The sequence below is a fragment of the Amycolatopsis sp. NBC_01488 genome, assembly GCF_036227105.1.
GTDB lineage: Bacteria > Actinomycetota > Actinomycetes > Mycobacteriales > Pseudonocardiaceae > Amycolatopsis.
In genome coordinates, this window is sequence record NZ_CP109434.1 from 9,228,077 (window position 1) to 9,252,422 (window position 24,346).

Below are 24,346 nucleotides of genomic sequence, written 5' to 3' on the forward strand. Positions count from 1 at the left end.
CGTCGGAGGCATGCCGACGTTGGAAGCGCCGATCGCCGCCGTGACCGTCTACCCGCAGCAGGCCCGGATCACCCGCCGGGGCAAGGCCCCGCTCGACGGCGGCCCGCGCCTGACCTTCGCCGGGCTTCCCCTGTCGCTCGACCCGGGCTCGGTGCGCGTCACCGGCACCGGGCCGGCGCTGATCACGGGCGTCGACGTCCGCACCGAACGGCACGCCGCTCCGGCCGACGCGGCGTTGCGGGCGCTCGTCGAGCAACGGCGTGCGGATCAGGCGACGCTCGACGGCGTCGTCGATGACGAAGCGGCCGAAGCGATGAAGGTGGATCTGCTGACTTCGCTCGCGAAGCGCAGCGGTGGCAGCTTCGCGAAGGCGCTGGCGGCCGGAACCGCCGAGCCGTCGCGGGTGTCCGAGGTGACGGACGCGCTGGGCTCGCGGCTGGCCTCGGCGTTGAAGGCCCGGCGCGTGCTCGCCGACCGGATCACCCGGCTGCGTGCGGACCTCGCGGCGCTCGACCGCCGGATCGAGTCGCACCACGCGCGGTCCGAAGAGGACAGTACGTCGGTGGTGGTGGAGCTGGAGATCTCGGATCCGGCCGGTAGCGCCGAACTGGAACTGTCCTATGTGGTCCCGGGGGCGAGCTGGGAGCCGGGCTACGACGTCCGGGTCCGCGGTACCGAGGTGACGGTCATGTCGTACGGGCTGGTCAGCCAGTACACGGGCGAGGACTGGCCGGAGTGCGAGCTGGCGCTCTCGACGGCGCGGCCGGCGGTGTCGGTGGTGGTTCCGGAGCTTTCGCCGTGGTACCTGGACCGCGTCCACCCGGTCCCGGCGCTACCGGCGGCCGCGTACGGCGGCTCGGGCGGCGGCGTTCCGGAGGGCGCACGGATGCGGTTCGCGGCGGCAGCGGCTCCCGCGATGGCGTCGAAGCCGGCCACGGTCGAGCAGGGGACGACGGCGGTGACGTACCGGCCGTCGCGTCCGGTGGCGGTGCCGTCCGGGGCGCAGGGGCACCGGACGACGTTGGCGCAGCTTTCGCTGACGGCCGAGTTGGGGTACGTGACCGCGCCGGTGCTGGCGGAGCAGGCATATCTGCGGGCCACGGTCGTCAATACGTCTTCTTTTGCGTTGCGCCCCGGGCGGGCTTCGGTGTTTCACGACGCCGAGTTCGTCGGGACCACGGTTCTGGAGGCGTGGGCGCCCGGGGAGGAGCTGGAGCTGGCACTGGGCGTGGACGACCGGATCCGGGTCGAGCGGGAGCTGGTCCGCCGGACGGCGTCGAAAGCGACTCTGTCGGGACAGAAGCGGCGCGAGGCCGAGTATCGGATTTCGGTCGGGAACCACGGGCCTCGCGAGGCGGTGGTGACGGTGCTGGACCAGACTCCGGTGTCCCGCGACGACGCGGTGACGGTGAAGGACGTGAAGACGTCACCGGAGCCGGTGGAGACGTCGGAGCTGGGTGAGATCACGTGGAAGCTGACGCTGGCGGCCGGTGAGACCCAGGCGGTGACGCTGTCGTACCGGGTGGACGTCGCGAAGGGGGTGGAACTGTCGGGCTGGCGGGAATAGCCACGCGGCGCTGTCGTCTGCAGCGCATCAGTATCATGACAAGGACTCGAGTTGTTCATCGATCCGGGCTGCCCGATCGGGATCGACCTCGACCAGGATGTCACGCGCTTTCTCCCAGGCTTTACGGGCTTTCACCGTCGACCCCACGTCATGCAAAACCGAACCGAGCTCGTCCAGGGTTTCGCCATAGGAACGTTCCAAGTGTTGCTCCCGACAGTACAAAGCCGCCAAATCCAGGTGAGCCACTGCCTCATCACTGTGCCCCTGCAGATGTCGCACCTTGGCCAGTTTACGCAATGCCCAGGCTTGCGAATTCACAGCACCAGTGCGGATCATTATGCCCAGGCCCTCTTGAATTCTGACAGACGCCTCGTCGAGACGCCCCATGCCACACAAGGCGATTCCCCATTGGATCAGGTTGAGGCCTTCGTTCCGCAGATGACCGAGCTTTCGATAGATCTCCAGAGCCTGCCGGCAGTGGTCTGCTGCCTCCGCATAGCGACCGAGCGCGTTGTATGCGCCACCGAGGTCTCCCAACGCCGCACCTTCACCGAACTTGTGACCGATTTTGCGACCGATCTCCAAAGCCCGTAGGTGGCACTCGATGGCGTCGTCGTACCGCCGGGCGTCCTGCAACGCTTCACCGAGGTGTCCGTATGCCCAGCGTTGACCTAGGTCGTGGCCGACTTGGCGGGCTGCGGCGAGACCGAGTTCGTGAATCGCAATCCGTTCGGCAGCCGGATACTCGCACAGGTAGCAGTCGAAAGCATTGGGCAGTTGCCAGCCGACGGTGTATTGCCCCACTGCAGGCGCGTGCTTGATGACGGCCATGAGGTTCGCGCGCTCGGCATCGAACCACCTGCGGGCGCTGTCTCGATCGGCGAAGACCATTGGACGACAGCCGGGAGGCCGTAGCTGGAGAGGAATTTCGGGATGTTGGGGGTAGAAGGCGAACAAGGCCGTATGAGTGCTGTGCAAATACCACTCGAAGAGCCGTTGCGTCGCGGCTTCCCGGGACTCAGCAGGTTCATCGAGTTCGACCAGCTCGGCCGCATAAGCGCGCAGCAAGTCATGGAACTGGTATCGGCCTCGCTCAACTTCCGTCAGCAGGTGAACGCCGACGAGCCTGTCGAGCTGCCAAGTGGTCTCGGCGACGCCGGCGCCGGCCAGCGCGGAAGCGGCCTCACCGCTGATCGATGGCCCAGGATGCAAGCCCAATAAGCGGAACACGCGGGCGGTGTCACTCGACAGCGCACGGTACGAAGTGGAGAACACAGCACGTACAGCCGTCGCCTCGTCGTCGTCAGCGGCAAGCACGTCGAGACGCCGGTGTTCGACCGCCAATTCACGAACCATCTCGGCGACGGTCAGGTGTGCGCGACCGGCGACGCGTTCGGCCGCGATGCGCAGAGCCAAGGGCAGATACGCGCATTGGCGCGCAAGCTCCGCCAGCATCTCTCGCTCTCGAGCGGACCGGCCCACCTCGACGATCTCGCTCAAAAGCTCGCACGCCTCGTCGGGTCCGAGGACGTCGAGGCCGATGCGAAGCGCCCCATCACGAGCCACGAGCCCGCTCAACCTGCTGCGACTGGTCACCAGAACCAGGCAGGCCGGCTCGTTGGGCAGAAGAGGCCGGATCTGGTCCGGGCTGCCTGCGTTGTCCAACAACACGAGAATCTTGCGACCGGCCAGCAACGTCCGGTAAAGTGCCGACTTTGCCTCGGAGTCCTGCGGAATCCGCTGCGCCGGCCGGCCCAGCGCAAGCAGGAACGAATCCAGTACTTGATCCGCAGTCGCCGCCGTCCCACGGTCATCGCCGCGGAGGTTGACATACAACTGCCCGTCAGGAAATCGATCTTGTACTTGGTGCGCCCAGTGCACGGCCAGCGACGTCTTCCCGATTCCGGGCGCGCCGGCGATGGCCGAAATCACGACCGTCGCGGGATGCCGAGACGCTCTGTCCTCGATCAGTGCGTCGAGCGTGCCCAATTCGGCTTGGCGCCCGGTGAAATGGGTAATCTCGCGCGGCAGTTGGCGAGGTCGCGGAAATTCTTTTCGATGATTCACAGGCCAACCGCTTCCCCACCGGAGTCGACCCTTACCGCGCGAATCCATGCGAGGGCAGGCTCATCCGGTAGCCGGCGAGCCTGGCCTCGCACAGAAGATCGCACAGGGTCAACCCTGGGAGATGTAGGCCTCCAGCTGTTCCTGGCTCTTCTCCAGCTCTTCCATCCGGTTCTTCACCACGTCCCCGATCGAAATGATCCCCGCCAGCCGGCCGTTCGCCAGGACCGGGACGTGGCGGATGCGGCGCTGGGTCATCAGGACCGACAGCTGGTCCACCGAGTCGTCCGGGCCGCAGCTGGCCACCAGCGTCGTCATGATCTCCGACACCGGTCCGGCCAGCAGACCTGGGCCGTGCTCGTTCAAGCGGCGTACCACGTCGCGCTCGGAGACGATGCCCGCTATCGCACCTTCCGGGGACACCACCACCATCGCACCCACGTTGTGCTCGGCCAAGCCGGCCAGCAGCGCGGTCACCGTGGTCTCCGGGGTGACCGTCGCGACCGCCGACCCCTTCTTGCGCAGCAGATCCGCAATCCGCATGGCGATCCTTCCCGTCGGTGAGCTGGATCACCACAGGGTAAGGGCGCCGGGACGTGGGCGAAAGTCCGGCAAACGGGGCGTCTTCGTGGTATTCGAACCGATTCAGCCGAGACGGTCGGCCAGGCCGTCCAGCGCGAGGCGGATTCCCGTGGCGTAGTCGTCGTCGCAGAGGGCGTCCAGGCGTGCGCGGGCCAGGGCCAGGTGCTCGCGGGCCGCCGCCGGATCGCCCAGCTTGCGGTAGTCCTCACCCAGGTTGAGGTGCAGCGACGGGTAGAACCCGCGGGCGGTCTGCGTGTCGGTCAGCGCACCCGCCGCGGCCAGCGCGCGCAGGTCCCACTCGAGTTCCTCCGCCGGGTCGTCGCAGACGTCGGCCATGTGGTGCGCGAGCGCGACGCGGTGCAGCGGGTCGCCGTCCGGGCCGATCGACGCCCACAACGCCGTGAAGGTCGCGTACGCGCCCGCCCGGTCGCCGCCGATGTGCTGCCGCAGACCGGCGTCGATCGCCACCAGCACGTCGTCGGTCATGCCACTCCCTCGTCCGCCAGCGCCCGCAGCCGGGCCAGCCCCGGGCCGATCCGCTCGGCCGCGACCGCACCGTAACCGAACACGAGCCCGTGCCGCCGCTCGCTCACGGCGAAGTCACCCAGCGAATACAGCCGGACGCCCGCGTGCCGGGCCCGCCGCACGAGAGGCCCCAGGTCCGACGACGAACCGGCGCTCAGGTGCAAGCCGGCCGAAGAAGGCAACGGCGTCAGGAAGTCCGCGAAGGAAGCCAGCGACCGCGAGAGCAGGTCGTGCCGTTCGCGGTAGACCTTCCGCATCCGCCGGACGTGCCGCGCGAACCCACCCTCGGCCATGAACGCCGCCAGCGCCGCCTGCTCGACGTTCGGCGCGTGCCAATCCGTCAGGTACCGGGCCTTCACCAGCGCCGGCACGAGCGACGGCGGCGCGACGAGGAATCCCAGCCGCAACGCGGGCGAAAGCACCTTCGAGAACGAGCCGACGTACACGACCCGGCCGCGCGAATCCAAGCTGTGCAACGGTTCCAGTGGCCGTCCGGTGTAGCGGAACTCGGTGTCGTAGTCGTCCTCGACGAGCACCGCGTCGTGCCGCGCGGCCCAGTCCAGCAGCTCCAGACGCCGTTCCAGCGACATCGACAGCCCGAGCGGGTACTGGTGCGACGGCGTCACGTACACCAGCCGCGTCCCCGCCGGGATGGCGCTGACGACGATCCCAGCCGCGTCCACCGGCACCGGCGCGACCCGCACGCCGCGGGCGGCCAGCACCAGCCGCGGCGGCGGGTAGCCGGGGTCCTCGACGGCGGCCAGGTCGCCCGGGCGCAGCAGCACGCGCCCGACCAGGTCCGTCGTCTGCTGGGCCCCGGCGGTGACGACGACCTGGTCCGGGTTCGCCCGGACGTCCCGCGAAACTCCGACGTGCCGCGCGATCTCGGCGCGCAGCGAAGCGAGCCCCTGTGGGTCGCCGTAGGTCATCAGGTCGGCCTGGCCCGCGCGCAGCCGCTGGGTGACGAGCCGGCGCCAGGTGTCGAACGGGAACCGCGTGAGGTCCGGGACGCCGGGGCGGAAGTCGAACTCGGGGGCCGGGGCGAACGGCGCGGGCGGCGACGGCACCGCGTCCCACTCCGGCAGCGGCCGCACGTCCGAAACGAGCGAAGCGGACGGGCGGGTCACCGGCGAAGCCGTGACGAACGTGCCCGCGCCGACGCGGCCGTCGAGGAACCCTTCGGCGGTCAGCCGGTCGTAGGCCGCGCTGACCGTCGTCCGCGAGACCGTCAGCCGCTGCGCCAGCTCCCGCGTGGGCGGCAGCGCCTCGCCGGGCCGGATCCGGCCGTCCAGGATTGCCGCGCGCAGCTGCCGGTAGATCGCGTCGCGGTGCCCGCGCGTCCCGGTCAGGTCGATGTGGACGTCCACCACTCCAGATTGGCACACCGGAGTTACCGAGGTTTTGGCACTCCTCATGGTCCGCTCGCCGGCCTAGCGTACGAAGCATGGATCTCCGCGAACTCGACCGCCGCAGCCTGCTCGTGCTCGACAAGCTCGTTTCCACGGTCACGCCCGCCGACCTCGCCCGGGAGACGCCGTGCGCCGGCTGGACCCTGACCGACCTCCTCCGCCACCAGGTCAGCGAGAACCACGCCTTCGCGACCGCGGCCCGCGAAGGCTCGGCGCCGGACTGGGACGCCGGTGACCTCGGCGCCGACGCCCCCGCCGCGTACCGGGCGTCCGTCGACGACTTCCTCGACGCCATGGCCGACGACGCCGTGCTGGACCGGCAGCTCACCATCAACCACTTCGGCACGTTCCCCGGCACGATCGCCGCGCACATGCACCTCGTCGACACCGTCGCGCACGGCTGGGACCTGGCCCGCACGCTCGGCCTGCCCTATGAGCCGGACGCCGAAGCCGTGCACGTCGCGCTGCAGCTCGCCGAACGCATCCCGGACGAAGGCCGCGAGAAGAACGGCTCGTTCGCGCACAGCGTCGAGACCGAGGCGGATGCGAGCGAACTCGACCGGTTCCTCGCCCTCCTCGGCCGCGACCCGGCGTGGACCGTCAGCTGACGTCGGCGACCGGCGCGCTCCACGTGTCGCACGCCTTCGTCGTCTTGCCGTCGTAGCCCGCCTTCGCCCAGGACAGCTGGTGCGCGCGCGAGCCGTGGGTGTCGCTGTCGTTCGCGCGGCCGTAGTCGGCGACGGCGGCGTTCGCCAGCGACCGGCTGACCGAGCCCGAGCCGCCGACCGCGGCCAGGAACAGCGCGCCGAAGCAGTTCGCCTGCAGCTCGATCCGGCGGACGACCTCCTTGTCGGCCGCGCTGTCCTCGTTCGGCGAGGTCATCTTGTCCGCCGCCGCGGACAGGATGCCGCTCTCGCGCTGCACGTGGTGGCCGTACTCGTGGGCGATCGTCGCGATGTGCCGCGCCTTGTTGAGCCCGGCGTCCGACAGCATCCAGTCGGTCGGGGCGTAGATCGTGGTGTCTCCGCCGCAGTAGTAGGCGACGGCTTCGTTCTCCGTCGGCGCCGCGCCGCACGCGCTGTGCTCGGGCAGGGTCACCGAGACCGTGGCGGTCAGCGTCGGCTCGTTCGCCTTCTCCAGCGCCGGGCGCCAGGACTGCTCCAGGCAGCCGACGAGCGCGCCGTAGTAGGCCTTGAGCTGCGCGGCGGCCCGGCCGAGGTCGGGCAGCGCGCACGTCGCCGGGCCGGGCGTGATGCCCGCGCCGAGCAGCGGGTTGCGGGCCAGCTCCGGGACGGGCTTGACGTCCGAGCCGCCGCTGTACGCGCGGCCGGTGTCGACGCCCTGCGCGACGACCGCGTGCCCGTCGACCCGGTGCGGGACGGTGGCCGCGATGAGCGAGATCGCCAGCACGACGACCAGGACCCCGCCGACCGCGCCCCAGAGCCGGCTGCGCGGCGGGGCGATCGGGACCGGCGGCGCCGCGGCCCAGTTCGGCGCCCAGGGGTTCGGCTCCGGCGTCCACGCGGGTCCCGGCGACCGGGCCGCCACTGGCGGCGGTGGTGGCGGCCCGGGAAGACCGGACTCTCCCGGCGGGGCCGGGCCGTCGGCGTCGTGCACGTTCTCCCCCTGGCTCGTCCGCCGGACCGGCACGGACTCGCCCGAGCACGCGTCCCCCCGGCGCTGGCCACCAGCATACGGACCGGCCGGGAGGCCAGGATCACGAAACGAAAACGCCGACCGGTGGCCACCAACACCGTTGTCGGGCGAAACTGTCGGCATGAGTGTCGAGGATCCGTACCTGTGGCTGGAAGACGTGACCGGCGATGACGCGCTCGGCTGGGTGCGCGCCCGCAACGACGAGACGCTGGCGGAGCTGACCAGCGGCGCGCGGTTCGCCGAGCTGCGTGACGAGCTGCGCGAGGTCCTCGACGCCGACGACCGGATCCCGTACGTGCGCCGCCGCGGCGAGCTCCTCTACAACTTCTGGCAGGACGCGAGCCACCCCCGCGGCCTGTGGCGGCGGACGACGCTGGAGTCCTACCGGCGCACCGAGCCCGAGTGGGAGCTGCTGATCGACGTCGACGCGCTGGCCGAGGCCGAGGGCGAAAACTGGGTCTGGCAGGGCGCCACCGTGCTGCGGCCGGACTACCGGCGCGGGCTGGTCGAGCTGTCCCGCGGCGGCGCGGACGCCACGGTCGTGCGCGAGTTCGACCTCGACGCGCACGAGTTCGTCGAGGGCGGCTTCCGCGTGCCGGAGGCGAAGACGCGGATCAGCTGGATCGACGAAGACCGCGTCTACCTCGGCACCGACTTCGGCGAGGGCACGCTGACCAGCTCCGGCTACCCGCGGCTGGCCAAGGAGTGGCGCCGCGGCACGCCGCTCGAGGCTGCGACTTTGGTCTACGAAGGCAAGCCCGAAGACGTCTCGGTCGGCGCGTCGCACGATCCGACCGAAGGCTTCGAACGCGACTTCGTCAGCCGCGCCATCGACTTCTACCGCTCGGAGCTGTACCTGCGGACCCCGGACGCGCTGGTCAAGATCGACGTCCCCGACGACGCGAGCGCGTCCGTCCACCGCGAATGGCTGCTGGTGCGGCCGCGGACGGCGTGGACGGTCGGCGGCGCGGACCACCCGGCGGGGTCCTTGATCGGCATCCGGTTCGACGACTTCCTGGCCGGCGACCGGGCCTTCACGACGCTGTTCACGCCCGACGAGCACACGTCGCTCGACTACTGGGCCTGGACGCGCAACCACCTGCTGCTCGGCACGTTGCGCGACGTCCGCACCGAGCTGCGAACCCTGACGCCCGGCCCGGACGGCTGGGCCGAGGAACCGCTGTCCGGCGGCCCGGAGTTCGGCGCCGCGGACATCTTCGACACCGATCCCGACGTCAGCGACGAGTACCTGCTGGACTCCAGCGGCTTCCTCCAGCCGTCGACGCTCAGTTATGGCCATGTCGGCGAAGAGGTCGAAGTGCTGAAGCAGGCTCCGGCGTTCTTCGACGCTTCGGGCATGAGCGTCGCCCAGTACTTCGCGACGTCGGAGGACGGCACGAAGATCCCGTACTTCGTCGTCCGGCCGTCCGGTGCCGAAGGCGGCCCGACGCTGCTGACCGGCTACGGCGGCTTCGAGGTCTCGCTGACGCCGTCCTACAGCGGGATGATCGGCCGCGGCTGGCTCGCGCGCGGCGGCACGTACGTCGTCGCGAACATCCGCGGCGGCGGCGAGTACGGGCCGAGCTGGCACACGCAGGCGATCAAGGCCGAACGGCACCGCGTCTACGAAGACTTCGCCTCGGTGGCCGCGGACTTGGTCGAGCGCGGCATCACGACACCGGAAAAGCTCGGTATCCAGGGCGGCAGCAACGGCGGTCTCCTGATGGGCGTCATGCTGACCCGCTACCCGGACCGGTTCGGCGCGATCGTCAGCCAGGTGCCGCTGCTGGACATGCGCCGCTACCACCAGCTGCTGGCCGGCGCGTCGTGGATGGCCGAGTACGGCGACCCCGACGAGCCCGCGGATTGGACGTACATCTCGAAGTACTCGCCGTACCAGAACGTCCACAGTGGACGGACATACCCGCCGTCGCTGTTCGTGACGTCGACCCGCGACGACCGCGTGCACCCCGCCCACGCCCGCAAGATGGTGGCGCGCATGCGTGAGCAGGGGCACGACGTCCGCTACCACGAGAACATCGAAGGCGGCCACGGCGCCGCGGCCGACAACGAGCAGCTGGCGTTCAAGTGGGCGCTGGTGTTCGAGTTCCTGTGGGAGCAGCTCACGAAGTGACGCGCGCGAGCACGAAGCACTGGAGCGTCGGCCACGGGCCGCGGGCCCGGTAGTACCGCAGCGCGACGACCTCGGCGGCGAGGTGGTCGCCGTCACCGGCCTTCGCGACGCCGTCGGCGGCCGGCTTCCGCTTCGAATTCCCGCGACCAGTTCATCGGTTGACACGCTACCAAGTTAGAATGCTAGCATCCTGTCATGGCGGACAAGGACGTCAAGCAGTTCAACGTGTACCTCCCCGCGGACCTGATCCGGGAGGTCAAGCACCACGCCGTCGACACCGGGCAGTCGCTGTCGGCACTCGTCACCGAGGCACTTCGCCAGTACCTCGCCACCGAAGGAGAAGAGCGATGACCATCGAAGCCGTGTACCTCGAGACCCACAACTGGGGCAAGGCGGCGAAGTTCTTCCAAGCCCTCGGCTTCGAACTCGACTTCGCCACCGACCACAACTCGGGGCTGCTGCGCAACGGCGACGGACCCTACGTCTTCGTCGCCGAGGTGCCCGAGAGCCAGCCGACCGGGATGAAGATCGTGCTCAAGGGCAAGGAGTTCACGCCCGGTGATCCCGTCGAGGTCGTCTCGCCCTTCGAGGACACCCACTTCGGGACCCGCGAGATGACCGTCCGTGATCCCGACGGGCGGGAGTGGATCCTGCAGGCGGGGAGCTGACGTGCGGCGCGCGCTGGGCATGCTGGTCGTGCTGATCGGCGTGCTCGTCGCGGCCGTCGACGGCACCGTCGTCGTGCTCGCGCTGCCGGCCATCCAGAGCGACCTCGGCAGCTCGCTCCCCGAGGTCACCTGGGTGGTCATCGGCTACCTGCTGGTCGTCACGGTGCTCGCGACCCAGCTGGGGCGGCTCGGCGACCTGTTCGGCCGGGTGCGGATGTACCGGGCCGGGTTCGCGGTGTTCGTCGCCGGGTCGGTGCTGTGCGCCCTCGCCTGGAACGCGGCGACGATCATCGCGTTCCGCCTGCTGCAGGGCCTCGGTGCGGCGCTCATCGCGGCCAACAGCGGCGCGATCATCTCCGAGCTGTACCCGCCGGCCGAGCGCGGCCGCGCCTACGGGTTCAACGCCCTCGGCTACTCCGTCGGCTCGGTGGTCGGCGTGCTGCTCGGCGGGGTCATCGTGACGTCGGTGTCGTGGCGCTGGATCTTCTGGATCAACCTGCCGATCGGCGTGGTTGCGCTGGTGCTGGCCGGGCGCGTCCTGCGTGACCGCGGCGAGCGGAACCGACGGCGGCTGGACGTCGCCGGCATGGTCACCCTCGGCCTGGGCCTGTTCGGGATCTCGTGGGCGATGACGTCGCTGGCCGCGGAACCACCGCGCTGGACGCACTTCGCCTGCCTCGCCGGCGGCCTGGTGCTGCTCGGGGTCTTCGTCCTCGTCGAGCTGCGGCACCCGGACCCGACCGTGGACCTGTCGCTGTTCCGCCTCCCAGCGGTCGCGCCGTCGCTGCTCGCGGCGCTGCTCCAGGGGCTCGGCAGCTTCGCGGTGCTCTTCCTGGTGATCATGTACCTGCAGGGCCCGCGCGGCCTGAGCCCGATCGACGCGTCGCTGCTGCTCCTGCCGGGGTACGTGCTCGGCGCCGCGGCGGGCCCGTTCGCGGGACGGCTCGCCGACCGGCTCGGGCCGGTGCTCCCGGCGACGGCCGGGCTCGGCCTTTCGGTGATCGCGCTGGTGATCTTCGCCCGGATGACCACGACCAGCAGCCTGTGGCTGCCCGTGCTCGGCAACGTCGTGATCATGATCGGCGGCAGCTTTTTCTACCCCGCCAACAGTTCGGCGGTGATGAAGGCCTGCCCGCCCGACCGGCTGGGGATCGCGTCGGGCGTGCTGCGGACGTTCGCGAGCATCGGCATGGTGCTCTCGTTCACGACGGCGATCCTGGTCGCGGCCCAGGCGATCCCGCGCGGCACGGCGTTCGCGATCTTCGTCGGCTCGGCCCGCCTGGACGGTCCACTCGCGACGGTGTTCACCGACGGGTTGAGCACGGCCTTCACCACGTTGACGGTGATCATGCTCGGCGCGGCTGCGCTGTCCGCGATCCGCGGCCGCCGCGCCGAACCGGCGATTTCCGGATAACCGCGGAACTACCTGAGCGTGTGATTCCCGGCCATTCACGCCGACATCACTTCGCATCCGGCCTACGCTGTTCCGGTCCCTTTCCGCCGTTGTCCTCCGGCGGGCGGGTTCCGCGCACCGATCGGGTATTCGCGCAGGTCAGCTGGCTCGACGGCCGGGTACGGTCCGAAGTGGGCAGATGTTCTGTCCCGGTACCCGGAACCCCGAAATTTCCGGTGCCGCAGCCAGGAAGGAACCCCGATCACTCATGTCCACCTTGCGGCGGCTCGCTTTCGCGGGCGCATTCGCACTGCCGATTTCCCTCGTCATCGCCGGCCCTTCGTCGGCGAGCACGTTCGACAGTCCTTTCGACACCTGGAGCACCGAAAGCTCCGGCGCGTACGCCGGCATCGGCGGCGCGGGCACCACCGACACCGAAGAAGGCACCGACTGCTGGGGCCACCACTGGTCGGAGGAGGACACCGCGGTGGCCGGCATCGGCGGGGCGGCCGTGGTGCACAGCGAAGGCTCCGGCGACGACACCGGCTGGACCGGCGGCTCGAACGACGCCGACGACGACGTGGCCGTGCCCCACCACGCCGCGCACCACCCGGACCCGGACCCGGACGCGGAGCCGGCCACGCACCACGCGCGTCCGGCCCACCACCACGATGCCGCCCGCCCGGCGCACCACCACAGCGACGACGACGCGAGCTACGTCGCCGATACGCAGTCGGCCGACATCGACGGCGCGACCTCGTCGCACGTCGAGAGCCACGCCGGCGACGACTACGCCACCTACGAATCCGGCGCGCTGACGGCGGGCCCCGACGGGGCGTCGTCCAGCGGCGTCCACTCGCTCGCGGTGCCCGGGTACGCCGGCTACCACAACTGGTACGTGGCCGCGGACGAGGACGGCGCCACCGTCCACTCCGTGTCCACAGTGGCCGACGCCACCGACGGCTGGGACGGCCGGCACCACGAAGACTGACCGCACGGCGGACGAGCCGGGCCCGCGCAGGGCCCGGCTCGGTCGTTGTCCGTCGGCGGTCGCGGGAGGAAGCCGGACCGCATGACGACCGCCGACGCCCCTGGCCACCACGAGCCTGGGGGCGGAGGGTGCCCGCGAGAGGCTCCCCGGCGGTTCGGTTTCGTCGCCGGTTTCCGAGGCGCAGCGGGCGTTCCGCTGACCCGGGCGACTCGGCCCGGGTCAGCGGGAACCGTCAGCTACAACCCGACGTCGCGCCGCAGCCTTCGCAGGCGTAGCACGAGCCTGCCGGGCGCATCTTCGTTCCGCACGTCATGCACAGCGGGGCGTCCGCCGCCTTGCCGAGGCGCAGCTCCATCAGCTCCGTCGTCGTCTGGGCTTCGCGGTGGGGGTGCTCCGGCTCCTCCGCGTGCGGCTCCGGCGAAGAGTCCACTGTGGAGCTCAACGCCTCGAGGTCGACGCCCGCGCCGCCGCCGTAGGTGGCCTCCACCTCCGCCGACCGCTCGTCCGCCGACAGGATGCCCAGCTGCGAACGCTTCTCGTACGGCAGGTAGTCCAGCGCCAGGCGGCGGAACAGGTAGTCCATCACGCTCGTCGCGATGCGGATGTCCGGGTCGTCGGTCATGCCCGCCGGCTCGAAGCGCAGGTTCGAGAACTTCGAGACGTAGAACTCGAGCGGGATGCCGTGCTGCAGGCCGACCGAGATCGACATCGAGAACGCGTCCATCACGCCGGCCAGGGTCGAGCCCTGCTTGCCCAGCTTGACGAAGATCTCGCCGAGGCCGTCGTCCGGGTACGAGCCCGCCGTCAGGTAGCCCTCCGCGCCGCCGACCGTGAACGACACCGTCTGGCTCGGGCGCTTCTTCGGCAGGCGCTTGCGCACCGGCCGGTACTCGACGACCTTCTCCGGCTCCGCGACCGCCTTCTCCTTCTTGGCCGTCGACAGCGGCTGACCGACCTTGCAGTTGTCACGGTAGATCGCGAGGGCCTTGAGGCCGAGCTTCCAGCCCTGGAAGTAGATCTCCTCGACCTCTTCGACCGTCGCCGACTCCGGCATGTTGACGGTCTTCGAGATGGCACCGGAGAGGAACGGCTGCACCGCGGCCATCATCCGGACGTGACCCATCGGCGCGATCGAGCGCTCGCCGACCGCGCAGTCGAACACCTCGTAGTGCTCCGGCCGCAGCCCCGGCGCGTCGACGACGTGGCCGTGCTGCGCCACGAACTCGACGATCGCCTCGACCTGCTCGGCCTGGTAGCCCAGCGCTTCGAGCGCGCGCGGCACCGTCTGGTTGACGATCTGCATCGAGCCGCCGCCGACGAGCTTTTTGAACTTCACCAGCGAGAAGTCCGGCTCGATCCCGGTGGTGTCGCAGTCCATCATGAAGCCGATGGTGCCGGTGGGCGCGAGCACGGACGCCTGGGCGTTGCGCCAGCCGTGCTTCGTGCCGATGTCGATGCCCTTCTTCCACTCCTCCGTCGCCAGCGCGCGGACCGCGGCGTCGTTGGCGTGGTAGGTGCGGACGAGTTCGTTCGCCGCCGCGTGCTTGCGCATCACGCGCTGGTGCGACTCGGCGTTGCGCGCGTAGCCCTCGTACGCGCCGACGGCCTGGGCCAGCTCGGCCGAACGCCGGTAGGACACGCCGGTCATCAGCGACGTGATCGCCGCCGCGAGCGCACGGCCGCCGTCGGAGTCGTACGCGTGGCCCAGCGCCATCAGCAACGCGCCCAGGTTCGCGTAGCCGATCCCGAGCTGGCGGAACTTGCGCGTGGTGTCGGCGATCGGCTCGGTCGGGAAGTCCGCGAAGCAGATCGAGACGTCCATCGCCGTGATGACGAACTCGACGGCGCGCGCGAACAGCGGCGCGTCGAACGTGCCCTCGGGCGTGACGAACTTGAGCAGGTTCAGCGAGGCGAGGTTGCAGCTCGAGTTGTCGAGGTGCATGTACTCGCTGCACGGGTTGGACGCGGTGATCCGGCCCGACTCCGGGCAGGTGTGCCAGTCGTTGATCGTGCCGTCGTACTGGATGCCGGGGTCGGCGCACTCCCACGCGGCCTGCGCGACGCTGCGGAACAGCTTCTTCGCGTCGGCCCGGTCGATGACCTCGCCGGTGAGCCGGGCGCGCAGGCCGAAGTCGGTGCCGTTCTCCACCGCCTGCATGAACTCGTCGGACACGCGGACCGAGTTGTTCGCGTTCTGGTACTGCACCGAGGAGATGTCCGCGCCGGAGAGGTCCATGTCGAACCCGGCGTCGCGCAGGACCTTGATCTTCTCCTCTTCGCGCGCCTTCGTCTGGACGAACTCTTCGATGTCCGGGTGGTCGATGTCGAGCACGACCATCTTCGCCGCGCGCCGGGTGGCGCCGCCGGACTTGATGGTGCCCGCGGACGCGTCGGCGCCGCGCATGAACGAAACCGGGCCGGACGCGGTGCCGCCGGAGGTCAGCAACTCCTTCGACGAGCGGATGCGGGAGAGGTTGAGACCGGCGCCGGAGCCGCCCTTGAAGATCAGGCCCTCCTCGCGGTACCAGTTGAGGATCGACTCCATCGTGTCGTCGACGGCGAGGATGAAGCAGTTGTGGACGCGGAGGTTCCCGGACAGGTACTCACCGGATTCCGTCTGGATGTCGTAGACCGGCATCTCGCCGCGGCTTTCGATCGTGGCGATCTCGAGCCGCTTCGTGTCCTCGGCCGCCAAACCCGGCTTCTCGAACGACGCCTCCAGCTTCGCGGTCTTCACGGGATCGATGAAGCCGATCTCGTCCGCGAAAATCCGGCGGTCGCCGGCGTTCTGGATCCGGATTCCCCAGAGGTCGTGTCGGTCCGGGCGGCTCTCCTTCTTGCGGCCCACGCGAGCGAAGATGCCGAACCTGGCCAGCAGCTGCTGGAGGCCCCGCACGAGCTCCTCGCCGATCATGTCCAGAGCGACCAACGTGGACCGTTCCCGCGCCGAGACGTAGCCCTCGGCCTGGAAGATGCTCCGCAGGTACGCAGCCACGACCGGGAGGGGCGCCGTGTGCAGGTGCGCCGGTACCTCCATGTCGGTCCCCCGGGCACGCAGCCCCCAGGCGTCGACGAAGTTTTCGAGAACGTTTCCGTAGAGCCGGGTCCGGCGGCAATCGAGCGTCTCGTCTTGCGTCTCGACGGTGCGTTCCTTGCGGTGGACGCCGGGGAAGACGTTGTCGAGCGCGTCGCGCACCCACGCCAGCTCGGCGTCGTTGACGGTCATCGCTTCGATGGTGAGCGAGCTGTTCGTCCCGTGGTACTGGCCGACGAATCCGTCCGACTGCAGCCAACCGGCGAGCGCGGCTTCGGCGATGTCGGCTTGCCGGATCTCTTCCTCACCGAAGGCGCTGCGTCGGTGCCATTCGAGCTGGTCGCCGACGTGCAGCTGCCCGGCGGGCACGAACTTCCCTCCGCCCGCACTCGCACGCCAGACGAGGTGATCCGCCGTCACGTCGAGCACGTGACCCGAGTTCGTCGTGACGCGCAGGACTTCCTTCACACCGTTGGCCTTGGTGGCGACGACCTTGGTCAGTCCGTGCGCGTCGTAGACCTTGGCTCCCACCGCGTTCAGCTCGACGAACCGGCCGATCGGCACGGCACCGCCGGGGGTGCTCACCAGCGCGTCGTACGGCTGGCAGGCGCTGACCTGCTGCTTCGACGCCGTGCCGACGTTGAACCAGACCGGGGAGTTGAAGCTGAAGACCTGGTGCAGCAGCATCCAGGTGAGCTCGTGCTCGAAGATCTCGAGGTCCTGCGGCGAGGCGAAGTAGCCGTGGTCGCGGGCGGCCTTGACGTAGGTCTTCACGACGCGGTCGATCAGCTGCTTGAGGCTGCGCTCGCGCTGCGGGCTGCCGACGGCGCCGCGGAAGTACTTGCTGGTGACGATGTTGGTGGCGTTGACCGACCAGAAGTCGGGGAACTCCACGCCGCGCTGCTCGAAGTTGACCGAGCCGTCGCGCCAGTTCGTCATCACGACGTCGCGCTGTTCCCAGGTCACCTGGTCGTACGGGTGCTTACCCTCGGTGGTGAAGACCCGCTTCACGCTCAGCCCGCCGGCCGCCTTGCTCTTCTTGCCGGCGGCCGCGCCGGCCCCGGTTCCCACGGTTTCGGTCATCGGTCGAACCCTCACTCCCGCAGCGGGACGGCTCAGTCGCCGTCTGCTCGCTGATCGCTCTCCTCCGGGGCAGCAGAACCCGCCATGGCCTCACGAAGATCGGCTATCTCCTTCTCGAAGTCCTCGACCGAGGAGAAGGAGCGGTAGACACTGGCGAACCGGAGGTAGGCGACCCCGTCGAGCTCACGCAGCGGGCCCAGGATGGCCAGGCCGACCTCGTGACTCGGGATCTCCGCCAAGCCGGCGGAGCGGATCGACTCCTCCACGCGCTGCGCGAGCTGCTGCAACGCGTCGTCGTCGACCGGCCTGCCCTGGCAGGCGCGGCGGACGCCGCTCACCACCTTGTCCCGGCTGAACTGTTCGGTGACCCCGGACCGCTTGACGACGGCGAGCACCATCGTCTCCGACGTCGTGAACCGCCGTCCGCACGACGCGCACGAGCGCCGCCTGCGGATCGCCTGGCCTTCATCCACCTCTCGGGAGTCGACGACCCGGGAGTCCGCATGCCGGCAGAACGGGCACCGCATCCGCCGATCACCTTCCCCTCTTCGCCGGCCGCCCGGTCGACGCCCGCGGCCACCATGCACCCCTGCACCTGGTGATCGTTTTGTGGACATCCGGTGGGTAAGAGCCGACCAGCTGTGGACAACTGCTGCCCAGTCTACCCCAACCTGTGGACCAACTACAGCGGTGTAACTACTACATATAGCGGGCGAGCGTAGAACTCGGAGGGGGCGTGCGCAAGCGACGCGGCCGGGTCGGAACCCGCCCGGGTGAGGCTGGGCAGGCCTCGGCGCGCGGGCTCGGGCGTGCTTTGCCGGGTGCCGGACCGCCGCGGGGCGGATGCCGGGGCGGCATCACCCTGGTGGAGCAGCGGGACCGTCGCTTCGGGTGCCCCGGCGAGCCCCGCGGGACACCACCTTCCGCGCGATCCGCGGTTTCACCGGAGCGGGTGATTCTCGCCGGGCACCCAGGCGGTTTTCGCGACGCGGAGGATGGCGGCGCCGGCGACCGGAACCGTCCACGACCGGACCGATACCGGCTCGCGCGTACGGCCACATGGACGCCGAGCGGCACCGTCACGGCGCGGGGACGGCGTCGGCCACCGGGACGGTGAGCGGCAGGCCGGGCACCAGGACGGCTCCGTCCAAGCGGTTCAGCTCCTTGATCCGGGCGACGACCGCGCTCGCGTCGCTTTCCGGCGCGAACCGCTCGGCCAGCGACGAAAGCGTGTCGCCCGGCCCGACCGACACCGTGGCGGTCCGCTCGGGCACCGGGGCGTTCACGGCGACGCCGCCGCCGAAGAGGCCCAGCCCGGTGACCACGAGGCAGCTCGCGACGGCCAGCGCGGCCAGCCACGGCCACCGCACCGGCACCCGGCGGGGCGCCGCGCACGGGGCACCGGCCGGGCGGCGGCCCGCGACGACGCGTGCGCGTGTCGGCGGGCGCTGCACCTCGCCGCGGCGCCCGCGCAGGACGCGGACGGGACGGGGTGGCGCCGGGACCGGGGTCGCCGGGCGGGCGTGCCCGCGTTCGGCCAGAATGGACATCCGAACCTCCTCGAAACCCTGGTGTCCGCCTGTTTCCGGGGCCGGTGCCGGCCCGTGGATCAAGGTCGAACAGGCGTTCTATCGAACGCCCGTGCGAAGGTCTACCACCTGCCACCGACAAAATCGAGCGGACACGGCGTGTCGATCGAACAGATGTTTGAAATCGTCGTGCCCGGGGGCTAACGTCGGTGACCAGGGCATCTGCCGGGCAGATGCCGCCGGCGAGGCTGCCCGCACCCGGCGGGCGGCGGCCGGCGCGCGATACGTGCAGCGAACGTCTGGGAGGCGACGCAGTGGCGAAGGAGAACAAGGCGGGCAGGACCAGTGGGTCCCCCGGGGGCAGTGTGCACCCCATGCCCGAGGTGTACGACGTGGACGAGACCCTCACCGTCCGCCAGCAGCAGGTCCTCGACGTGATCCGCTCGTGGGTGAGCCGGTTCGGCTACCCGCCGAGCGTCCGCGAGATCGGCGAGGCGGTCGGCCTGACGTCGACGTCGTCGGTGTCGCACCAGCTGCGCGCCCTGCAGCGCAAGGGTTACCTGCGGCGGGACGCGAACCGTCCCCGCGCGGTCGGCGTGCTTTCGGCGACCGACGACAACCCCATGGGCATCGAGATGGACCAGCAGCCGGTCATGCCGAAGGCGGCGTACGTGCCGCTGGTCGGCCGGATCGCCGCCGGTGGCCCGGTGCTGGCCGAGCAGGCCATCGAGGACGTGTTCCCGCTGCCGCGGGAGATCGTCGGCGAGGGCGAGCTGTTCCTGCTCAAGGTCACCGGCGACTCGATGATCGACGCGGCCATCACCGACGGCGACTGGGTCGTGGTCCGCCAGCAGCCGGACGCGGACAACGGCGAGATCGTCGCGGCGATGATCGACGGCGAGGCGACGGTCAAGACGTTCAAGCGCAAGGGCGGCCACATCTGGCTGATGCCGCACAACGAGGCGTACGACCCGATCCCCGGCGACGAGGCGACGGTGCTCGGCAAGGTGGTGGCGGTGCTGCGACGCCTTTGAGAGGGACTTCCGGGCTATCGCACGGCCCGGGAGGTTCACCGGATCGGATGATCTTGGCCGTGGGGAGCCGAGATTCGGAGCCGGCCCGACCGCGACGCGGAGACGGACAGGAAGCCCGGCCCTGTCCGCCACCGCGCCGGTCGAGGTTTCCTTCGCGCGGTGCGCAGGACTGCGCGGCTCAAGCGGCCGCGCCCCGCACCGCGCGAAGGACGGCCCGCCGGAACCCGCTACCGCATACCCCACCCGGCCGCCAGCAGCAAAGCACCAGCACACCCGACCCCAGCCGGATCCCGCTCAGCCCCTCCGGCGGCGCAACCGGCTGAACCCGAACCAGCCGAGTCCCACCACGGCCACCGCGATCCCCGCCGCCGGCAGGAGCGGGACTCCCCCACCGTCCGAACCGGACTCACCACCCGCGTTGGAAGCCGGCTTCCCGTCGGAAGACGGCGCGGCCGAAGCCGCCAAGGCAGCCGCGCCGCGAACCGCGCGGATCGGCTCGCCCACGCCTTCGCTCCCCGACAACAACGTCCCGTCGGGGTCGAACGCGATCGCCTCGCCCTGCTTCTCGCCCGGCAACGGGATCCGGACCGGTGTCCGCTGCAACGCCGCCCACACGTCCCCGTCCGGGGCCGCGTACACGTACGCGTCCGTGTAAGTCCGCAGCGCGACCACCGTTCCGTCGGCCGTCGACGCGCCACCCGTCACCAGGACCGAGCCGATCGCCCCCACCGGGCCGCCCTGGGTGTCGGTGGTGGCGATCTTCACCGTGCCGACCTTCTCCAGGTTCGTCGGCCCCGGGCTCCCCAACGGCCCGGACGGCCGGTACACGCGAGCCTCACCGAGGATGTCCTTGGTGATCAGGTACGGCGTCCCCGCCTTGTCCATGATCAGCGCTTCGGTGTCGTGCTGCCCGTCCGGGTACGTGAGCCGGTGCAGCGTCACCTTGCCCGCCGGGCTCAGCTCCAGGAGCGCGACCGTCAGCCGGCCCTTCTGGTTGTCCCCCGTGTCGGACAGCCACAGCGTCCCGTCCGGCGTCCTGGCCAGGTCCTCGACGTCGAAGGGGTCGGTCTTGTCGGTCAAGACCTTCTGGACCTTGCAGTCCCGCCCCAGCACGAACACCTGGACCTTGGTGCCGCCGTCGTTGATCGCGTAGAGCTTCGAACCGTCGGAGACCAGGCCGGACAGCTCGCCGATCCGCGAGTCCTTCACCATGCACAACGGCTCCGGAGCAGCCGGAGCCGCGGAAGCCGGGACCGGCCCACCGAGCACGCCCAAAGAAACTGCCGCACATGCGACCACCCAGCGCACCCAGCCACCTCCGTAGTGCGCAGTCCGCGTGGACCGCACACTACGGAGACGTCTCAGGCCCGGGTCGAGTTGGTCTCGTACTCGCGCAAAGCCGCGGCGAGGTCCGGGCGGACCCGCACCAGCAGGCGCGTGCCGTCCTCGGCGTGCTCCTCTTCGAGCACCTCGCCGTCCGCGTGCGCCCGTGAGACCAGCTCGCCGCGCGAGTAGGGCACGAGGACCTCGACGGTGACCTCCGGCCGCGGCAGGCGCTCGGCGATCACCTCGACGAGCTCCGCGATGCCCGCCCCGGTCCGCGCCGACACCGGTACCGAGCCGGCCAGCGCGTGCCGCAGCCGGGCGAGGCTGACCTCGTCGGACGCGTCGATCTTGTTGATCACCAGCAGCTCCGGCGGGAGCGGCTCCTTGCGCTTGCGGGTGATCTCGCCGAGCACCTCGCGCACGGCGCTGACCTGCTCCTCCGGCGCCGGGTCGGACCCGTCCACCACGTGCAGCAGCAGGTCCGCGTCCGCGGCCTCCTCCAGCGTCGAGCGGAACGCGTCCACCAGCTGGTGCGGCAGGTGCCGCACGAAGCCGACGGTGTCGGTCAGCGTGTAGCCGCGCCCGTCCGCGGTCTGCGCGCGCCGCGTGGTCGGGTCGAGGGTGGCGAACAGCGCGTCCTCCACCAGCACCCCGGCCCCGGTCAGCGCGTTGAGCAGGCTCGACTTGCCGGCGTTGGTGTAGCCGACGATCGCCACGCTGGGCACCTCGTTGGCCAGCCGCCGCCCGCGCTTGGTCTCGCGGATGGTGTCCATCGCCGCGATCTCGCGACGCAGCTTGGACACGCGCTTGCTGATCCGCCGCCGGTCGGTCTCGAGCTTGGTCTCACCGGGACCACGCAGGCCGACGCCGCCGTTCGCGCCACCGGCGCGGCCACCGGCCTGCCGGGACAGCGACGTACCCCAGCCGCGCAGCCGCGGGATGAGGTACTGCAGCTGGGCCAGCTCGACCTGGGCCTTGCCCTCCTTGGACCGGGCGTGCTGGGCGAAGATGTCGAGGATCAGGGCGGTCCGGTCGATGACCTTGACCTTCACCTTCTCCTCGAGCTGCCGCAGCTGGCCCGGCGAGAGCTCGCCGTCGCAGATCACGGTGTCGGCGCCGGTGGACCCGACGATGTCCCGCAGCTCCCGCACCTTGCCCGAGCCGATGTAGGTGGCCGGGTCCGGCTTGGGCCGCCGCTGGATGAGGCCTTCGAGGACCTCCGAGCCCGCCGTCTCGGCGAGGCGCGCCAGCTCGGCCAGCGACGCCTCGGACTGCAGGGCGGTGCCCTCGGTCCACACGCCGACCAGCACGACGCGCTCCAGCCGCAGTTGCCGGTACTCGACCTCGGTGACGTCCTCGAGCTCCGTGGACAGTCCCCTGACCCGGCGCAGTGACGCCCGGTCCTCGAGCTCCATCTCGCCTGTCGACGGGTCTCCGTCGTACAGGTCGTCGTCGTGGTCTTCGGTGTGTGTCAGTTCTGTCATCGTGCCTCCATGTTCCCACGATTCGCCGCGGGAACCGAACTTTTACGAACTGGGATAGGTGGCGAGGTAGACCGCGGTGCGTTCGGCGCCGGGACGGCGGGGGCGCGCGCGGAACTCCTCGAGCAGGGCGTTGAGCCGGGTTTCCAGCTCCGCTCGCTCCTCCGGGGCCACCTGGACGACCAGGCGCGACTGGTGCACGCCCTCGAATCCGGTTTCGGCGATCTCGGCCAGATAGGCCTCGAGCACCGCCTGTTCCACGTCCTGGTCACCGCATGAGTCGAGTGTCCACGAGAGCCCCGTCGAAAGATACGGAATTTCCTTCGCGCCCCGGGCTCCGCGGCGCGGGGGCTGCGCGGCGAGGAAGCCGGTCTCGACGAGCTTGCGCACGTGGTGCAGCGTCGTCGCCGGATCTCGGCCCAGCCTTTCGGCCAGCTCCTTGTTCGTCAGCGCCTCCGAGAAGGTCAACCGGATGATGCGCAGCCGTATTCCGGAGGCCAGCGCGGCGGCCTCGGCTTCGGTCGCGGCGCGTCGTTTCGCGGGGAGCACGCGCACAGCCTAGAGCGAACAGTGATTGACACTTTCCAATCACTCGGGCCAGACTCGGGCCATGTCCAGGGGGTCTCTCTTCTTCCACGCCGACTTCCGGCGGCTGTGGGCCGGCGACACGGCCAGCCAGTTCGGCGTGTTCGTCGGCAATACCGCCATCCCGCTGCTCGCGGCCGTGACACTGGCCGCGACGCCGTTCGAGATGGGGTTGCTGACCGCGGCCGAAACGCTCGCTTTCCTGCTGATCGGGCTGCCGGCCGGGGTGTGGGTCGACCGGCTGAGCCGCCGCCGGGTCATGCTCACCGCCGACTTCATCCGCTTCGCGCTGCTGCTGAGCGTGCCGGTCTGCTGGTGGGCCGGTGTGCTGACGCTCGCGCAGCTGCTGGTGGTCGTGCTGTTCGTGGGCATCGCGACGGTGTTCTTCGACATCGCGTACCAGTCGTACCTGCCCTCGCTCGTCGGGCGGGAACACCTGCTGGAGGGCAATGCGAAGCTGCAGGCCGTCCAGTCGACCGCGCAGATCGCCGGGCCGAGCGCGGCCGGTGGGCTGGTCCAGCTGATCAGCGCCGCCAACACCGTGCTCGTCACCGGCCTCGGCTTCCTCACGTCGGCCCTGTGCCTGCTCCGCATCCGCACGAGAGAACCCGAGCCGGACCGCGGCGCTCACGCCCGGCTGCTCCCGCAGATCACCGAGGGGCTGCGCTTCGTCTTCTCCGACAAGCCGTTGCGGGCGATCGTGGGCACCACGGGGACGGCGAACTTCTTCGGCGGCGCGTTCACCGCGGTGTACGTGCTGTTCCTGACGCGGACCGTCGGGCTGCCGCCGGCCGCGGTGGGCGTGTTCATGGCGGTCGGCGGCGCCGGCGGCATCCTCGGCGCGGTCTGCTCGGGCGCGCTCACCCGGCGGGTCGGCCAGTCCCGCGCGATCTGGCTGATCCCGCTGGTCACCATGCCCGGCCACCTGCTGATCCCGCTCGCCGCGCCGGACTGGCGGCTCGGGCTCGCCGGGCTCGGTGGGGCCGTCGGCTGGTTCGGGATCACCGTCTACAACGTCGCGCAGGTTTCCTACCGCCAGGCGATCTGCCCGGACCGGCTGCTCGGCCGGATGAACGCGAGCGTGCGGTTCGTCGTCTGGGGCACCATCCCGCTCGGCGGGCTGCTGGGCGGCGGGCTCGGCGAAGGGCTCGGGCTGCGCGGCGCGATGTGGGTCGCGGTCGCCGGCGAGGTCGCGGCGGTGCTGTGGGTCGTCTGCTCGCCGCTGCGGCGCATGCGCGATCTGCCGACCACGACGAAAAGCGGTTCTCCGGCCGCCTAGAGTTGC

20 protein-coding genes are annotated in these 24,346 nt (G+C 70.4%); 9 read left to right on the forward strand and 11 right to left on the reverse strand.

All coding sequences use genetic code 11. The features are described 5' to 3' along the window. The first annotated feature begins 10 nt into the window (after positions 1 to 10). Entirely contained in the window at positions 11 to 1,567 is a 1,557-nt protein-coding gene (locus OG738_RS43310; protein ID WP_329049820.1) for a DUF4139 domain-containing protein, read from the forward strand. Positions 1,568 to 1,600: 33 nt separating this feature from the next. Here OG738_RS43310 and OG738_RS43315 read toward each other — a convergent pair whose 3' ends face one another. The 4 genes from OG738_RS43315 to pdxR form a co-directional block, all read right to left on the reverse strand. After that, a complete protein-coding gene (locus tag OG738_RS43315; RefSeq protein ID WP_329049822.1) occupies positions 1,601 to 3,556 on the reverse strand; it encodes an ATP-binding protein in 1,956 nt (651 codons plus the stop codon). Positions 3,557 to 3,742: 186 nt separating this feature from the next. After that, positions 3,743 to 4,174 (reverse strand): CBS domain-containing protein, encoded by a 432-nt coding sequence (locus tag OG738_RS43320; RefSeq protein WP_329049823.1) that lies wholly within the window; start codon positions 4,172 to 4,174, stop codon positions 3,743 to 3,745. A gap of 102 nt (positions 4,175 to 4,276) precedes the next feature. Then, on the reverse strand, positions 4,277 to 4,699 hold the full coding sequence (locus OG738_RS43325) for a hypothetical protein (RefSeq protein ID WP_329049825.1): 423 nt from the start codon (positions 4,697 to 4,699) through the stop codon (positions 4,277 to 4,279). Then, positions 4,696 to 6,105 (reverse strand): MocR-like pyridoxine biosynthesis transcription factor PdxR, encoded by a 1,410-nt coding sequence (pdxR, locus tag OG738_RS43330; protein ID WP_329049827.1) that lies wholly within the window; start codon positions 6,103 to 6,105, stop codon positions 4,696 to 4,698. The genes OG738_RS43325 and pdxR overlap by 4 nt, the downstream gene beginning before the upstream one ends. 77 nt (positions 6,106 to 6,182) lie before the next feature. Between pdxR and OG738_RS43335 the strand changes: the two genes are divergently transcribed. Further along, the gene (locus OG738_RS43335) at positions 6,183 to 6,755 is read left to right on the forward strand and encodes a TIGR03086 family metal-binding protein (RefSeq protein WP_329049828.1); all 573 of its coding nucleotides are present in this window, start codon (positions 6,183 to 6,185) and stop codon (positions 6,753 to 6,755) included. On the opposite strand, the gene OG738_RS43340 is transcribed toward OG738_RS43335, so the two are convergent. Continuing rightward, positions 6,748 to 7,695, reverse strand: coding sequence for a neutral zinc metallopeptidase (locus tag OG738_RS43340; RefSeq protein ID WP_329057046.1), 948 nt, complete (start codon positions 7,693 to 7,695; stop codon positions 6,748 to 6,750). The two genes, OG738_RS43335 and OG738_RS43340, sit on opposite strands and share 8 nt — an antisense overlap. A gap of 229 nt (positions 7,696 to 7,924) precedes the next feature. Between OG738_RS43340 and OG738_RS43345 the strand changes: the two genes are divergently transcribed. From OG738_RS43345 to OG738_RS43365, 5 genes are all read left to right on the forward strand, one after another. Further along, the gene (locus OG738_RS43345) at positions 7,925 to 9,937 is read left to right on the forward strand and encodes a prolyl oligopeptidase family serine peptidase (RefSeq protein ID WP_329049830.1); all 2,013 of its coding nucleotides are present in this window, start codon (positions 7,925 to 7,927) and stop codon (positions 9,935 to 9,937) included. Positions 9,938 to 10,132: 195 nt separating this feature from the next. Then, positions 10,133 to 10,288: a CopG family transcriptional regulator gene (locus tag OG738_RS43350; protein ID WP_329049832.1), complete on the forward strand. Its 156-nt coding sequence runs from the start codon at positions 10,133 to 10,135 to the stop codon at positions 10,286 to 10,288. Next, positions 10,285 to 10,605 carry a VOC family protein gene (locus tag OG738_RS43355; protein WP_329049833.1) on the forward strand — a complete coding sequence of 107 codons (321 nt, stop codon included), beginning with the start codon at positions 10,285 to 10,287 and terminating at the stop codon, positions 10,603 to 10,605. The genes OG738_RS43350 and OG738_RS43355 overlap by 4 nt, the downstream gene beginning before the upstream one ends. A 1-nt stretch (position 10,606) precedes the next feature. Beyond that, a complete protein-coding gene (locus OG738_RS43360; protein WP_329049835.1) occupies positions 10,607 to 12,019 on the forward strand; it encodes an MFS transporter in 1,413 nt (470 codons plus the stop codon). Between the two features lie 247 nt (positions 12,020 to 12,266). Then, positions 12,267 to 12,989 (forward strand): hypothetical protein, encoded by a 723-nt coding sequence (locus tag OG738_RS43365; protein WP_329049836.1) that lies wholly within the window; start codon positions 12,267 to 12,269, stop codon positions 12,987 to 12,989. 232 nt (positions 12,990 to 13,221) lie between these two features. On the opposite strand, the gene OG738_RS43370 is transcribed toward OG738_RS43365, so the two are convergent. From OG738_RS43370 to OG738_RS43380, 3 genes are all read right to left on the reverse strand, one after another. Continuing rightward, positions 13,222 to 17,106 carry a vitamin B12-dependent ribonucleotide reductase gene (locus OG738_RS43370; protein ID WP_329049838.1) on the reverse strand — a complete coding sequence of 1,295 codons (3,885 nt, stop codon included), beginning with the start codon at positions 17,104 to 17,106 and terminating at the stop codon, positions 13,222 to 13,224. Positions 17,107 to 17,138: 32 nt separating this feature from the next. Then, complete coding sequence (gene nrdR / locus OG738_RS43375) at positions 17,139 to 17,633, reverse strand: transcriptional regulator NrdR (RefSeq protein WP_329049840.1); 495 nt, start codon at positions 17,631 to 17,633, stop codon at positions 17,139 to 17,141. Positions 17,634 to 18,185: 552 nt separating this feature from the next. Further along, complete coding sequence (locus OG738_RS43380; RefSeq protein WP_329049842.1) at positions 18,186 to 18,656, reverse strand: LysM peptidoglycan-binding domain-containing protein; 471 nt, start codon at positions 18,654 to 18,656, stop codon at positions 18,186 to 18,188. Between the two features lie 353 nt (positions 18,657 to 19,009). On the opposite strand from OG738_RS43380, the gene lexA reads away from it, so the two are divergent. Continuing rightward, on the forward strand, positions 19,010 to 19,669 hold the full coding sequence (lexA, locus tag OG738_RS43385; RefSeq protein ID WP_329049843.1) for a transcriptional repressor LexA: 660 nt from the start codon (positions 19,010 to 19,012) through the stop codon (positions 19,667 to 19,669). A 294-nt stretch (positions 19,670 to 19,963) separates the two neighbouring features. On the opposite strand, the gene OG738_RS43390 is transcribed toward lexA, so the two are convergent. From OG738_RS43390 to OG738_RS43400, 3 genes are read right to left on the reverse strand one after another with little or no spacing between them, the layout of a single operon-like run. Continuing rightward, positions 19,964 to 20,977, reverse strand: a complete 1,014-nt coding sequence (locus OG738_RS43390; RefSeq protein ID WP_329049845.1) for a hypothetical protein — start codon at positions 20,975 to 20,977, stop codon at positions 19,964 to 19,966. A gap of 53 nt (positions 20,978 to 21,030) precedes the next feature. Further along, positions 21,031 to 22,479 (reverse strand): GTPase HflX, encoded by a 1,449-nt coding sequence (gene hflX, locus OG738_RS43395; protein ID WP_329049846.1) that lies wholly within the window; start codon positions 22,477 to 22,479, stop codon positions 21,031 to 21,033. A gap of 42 nt (positions 22,480 to 22,521) precedes the next feature. After that, on the reverse strand, positions 22,522 to 23,025 hold the full coding sequence (locus OG738_RS43400) for an ArsR/SmtB family transcription factor (RefSeq protein ID WP_329057048.1): 504 nt from the start codon (positions 23,023 to 23,025) through the stop codon (positions 22,522 to 22,524). 61 nt (positions 23,026 to 23,086) lie between these two features. Between OG738_RS43400 and OG738_RS43405 the strand changes: the two genes are divergently transcribed. Continuing rightward, positions 23,087 to 24,340, forward strand: a complete 1,254-nt coding sequence (locus tag OG738_RS43405; protein ID WP_329049847.1) for an MFS transporter — start codon at positions 23,087 to 23,089, stop codon at positions 24,338 to 24,340. Positions 24,341 to 24,346 lie beyond the last annotated feature (6 nt).

Bases quoted from the DNA above. Each gene is read 5' to 3' on its own strand.
- OG738_RS43310 (WP_329049820.1), top strand. From the start codon at position 11: ATGCCGACGTTGGAAGCGCCGATCGCCGCCGTGACCGTCTACCCGCAG.
- OG738_RS43320 (WP_329049823.1), bottom strand. From the start codon at position 4,174: ATGCGGATTGCGGATCTGCTGCGCAAGAAGGGGTCGGCGGTCGCGACG.
- OG738_RS43325 (WP_329049825.1), bottom strand. From the start codon at position 4,699: ATGACCGACGACGTGCTGGTGGCGATCGACGCCGGTCTGCGGCAGCAC.
- OG738_RS43335 (WP_329049828.1), top strand. From the start codon at position 6,183: ATGGATCTCCGCGAACTCGACCGCCGCAGCCTGCTCGTGCTCGACAAG.
- OG738_RS43345 (WP_329049830.1), top strand. From the start codon at position 7,925: ATGAGTGTCGAGGATCCGTACCTGTGGCTGGAAGACGTGACCGGCGAT.
- OG738_RS43350 (WP_329049832.1), top strand. From the start codon at position 10,133: ATGGCGGACAAGGACGTCAAGCAGTTCAACGTGTACCTCCCCGCGGAC.
- OG738_RS43355 (WP_329049833.1), top strand. From the start codon at position 10,285: ATGACCATCGAAGCCGTGTACCTCGAGACCCACAACTGGGGCAAGGCG.
- OG738_RS43365 (WP_329049836.1), top strand. From the start codon at position 12,267: ATGTCCACCTTGCGGCGGCTCGCTTTCGCGGGCGCATTCGCACTGCCG.
- OG738_RS43370 (WP_329049838.1), bottom strand. From the start codon at position 17,106: ATGACCGAAACCGTGGGAACCGGGGCCGGCGCGGCCGCCGGCAAGAAG.
- nrdR (WP_329049840.1), bottom strand. From the start codon at position 17,633: ATGCGGTGCCCGTTCTGCCGGCATGCGGACTCCCGGGTCGTCGACTCC.
- OG738_RS43380 (WP_329049842.1), bottom strand. From the start codon at position 18,656: ATGTCCATTCTGGCCGAACGCGGGCACGCCCGCCCGGCGACCCCGGTC.
- lexA (WP_329049843.1), top strand. From the start codon at position 19,010: ATGCCCGAGGTGTACGACGTGGACGAGACCCTCACCGTCCGCCAGCAG.
- hflX (WP_329049846.1), bottom strand. From the start codon at position 22,479: ATGACAGAACTGACACACACCGAAGACCACGACGACGACCTGTACGAC.
- OG738_RS43405 (WP_329049847.1), top strand. From the start codon at position 23,087: ATGTCCAGGGGGTCTCTCTTCTTCCACGCCGACTTCCGGCGGCTGTGG.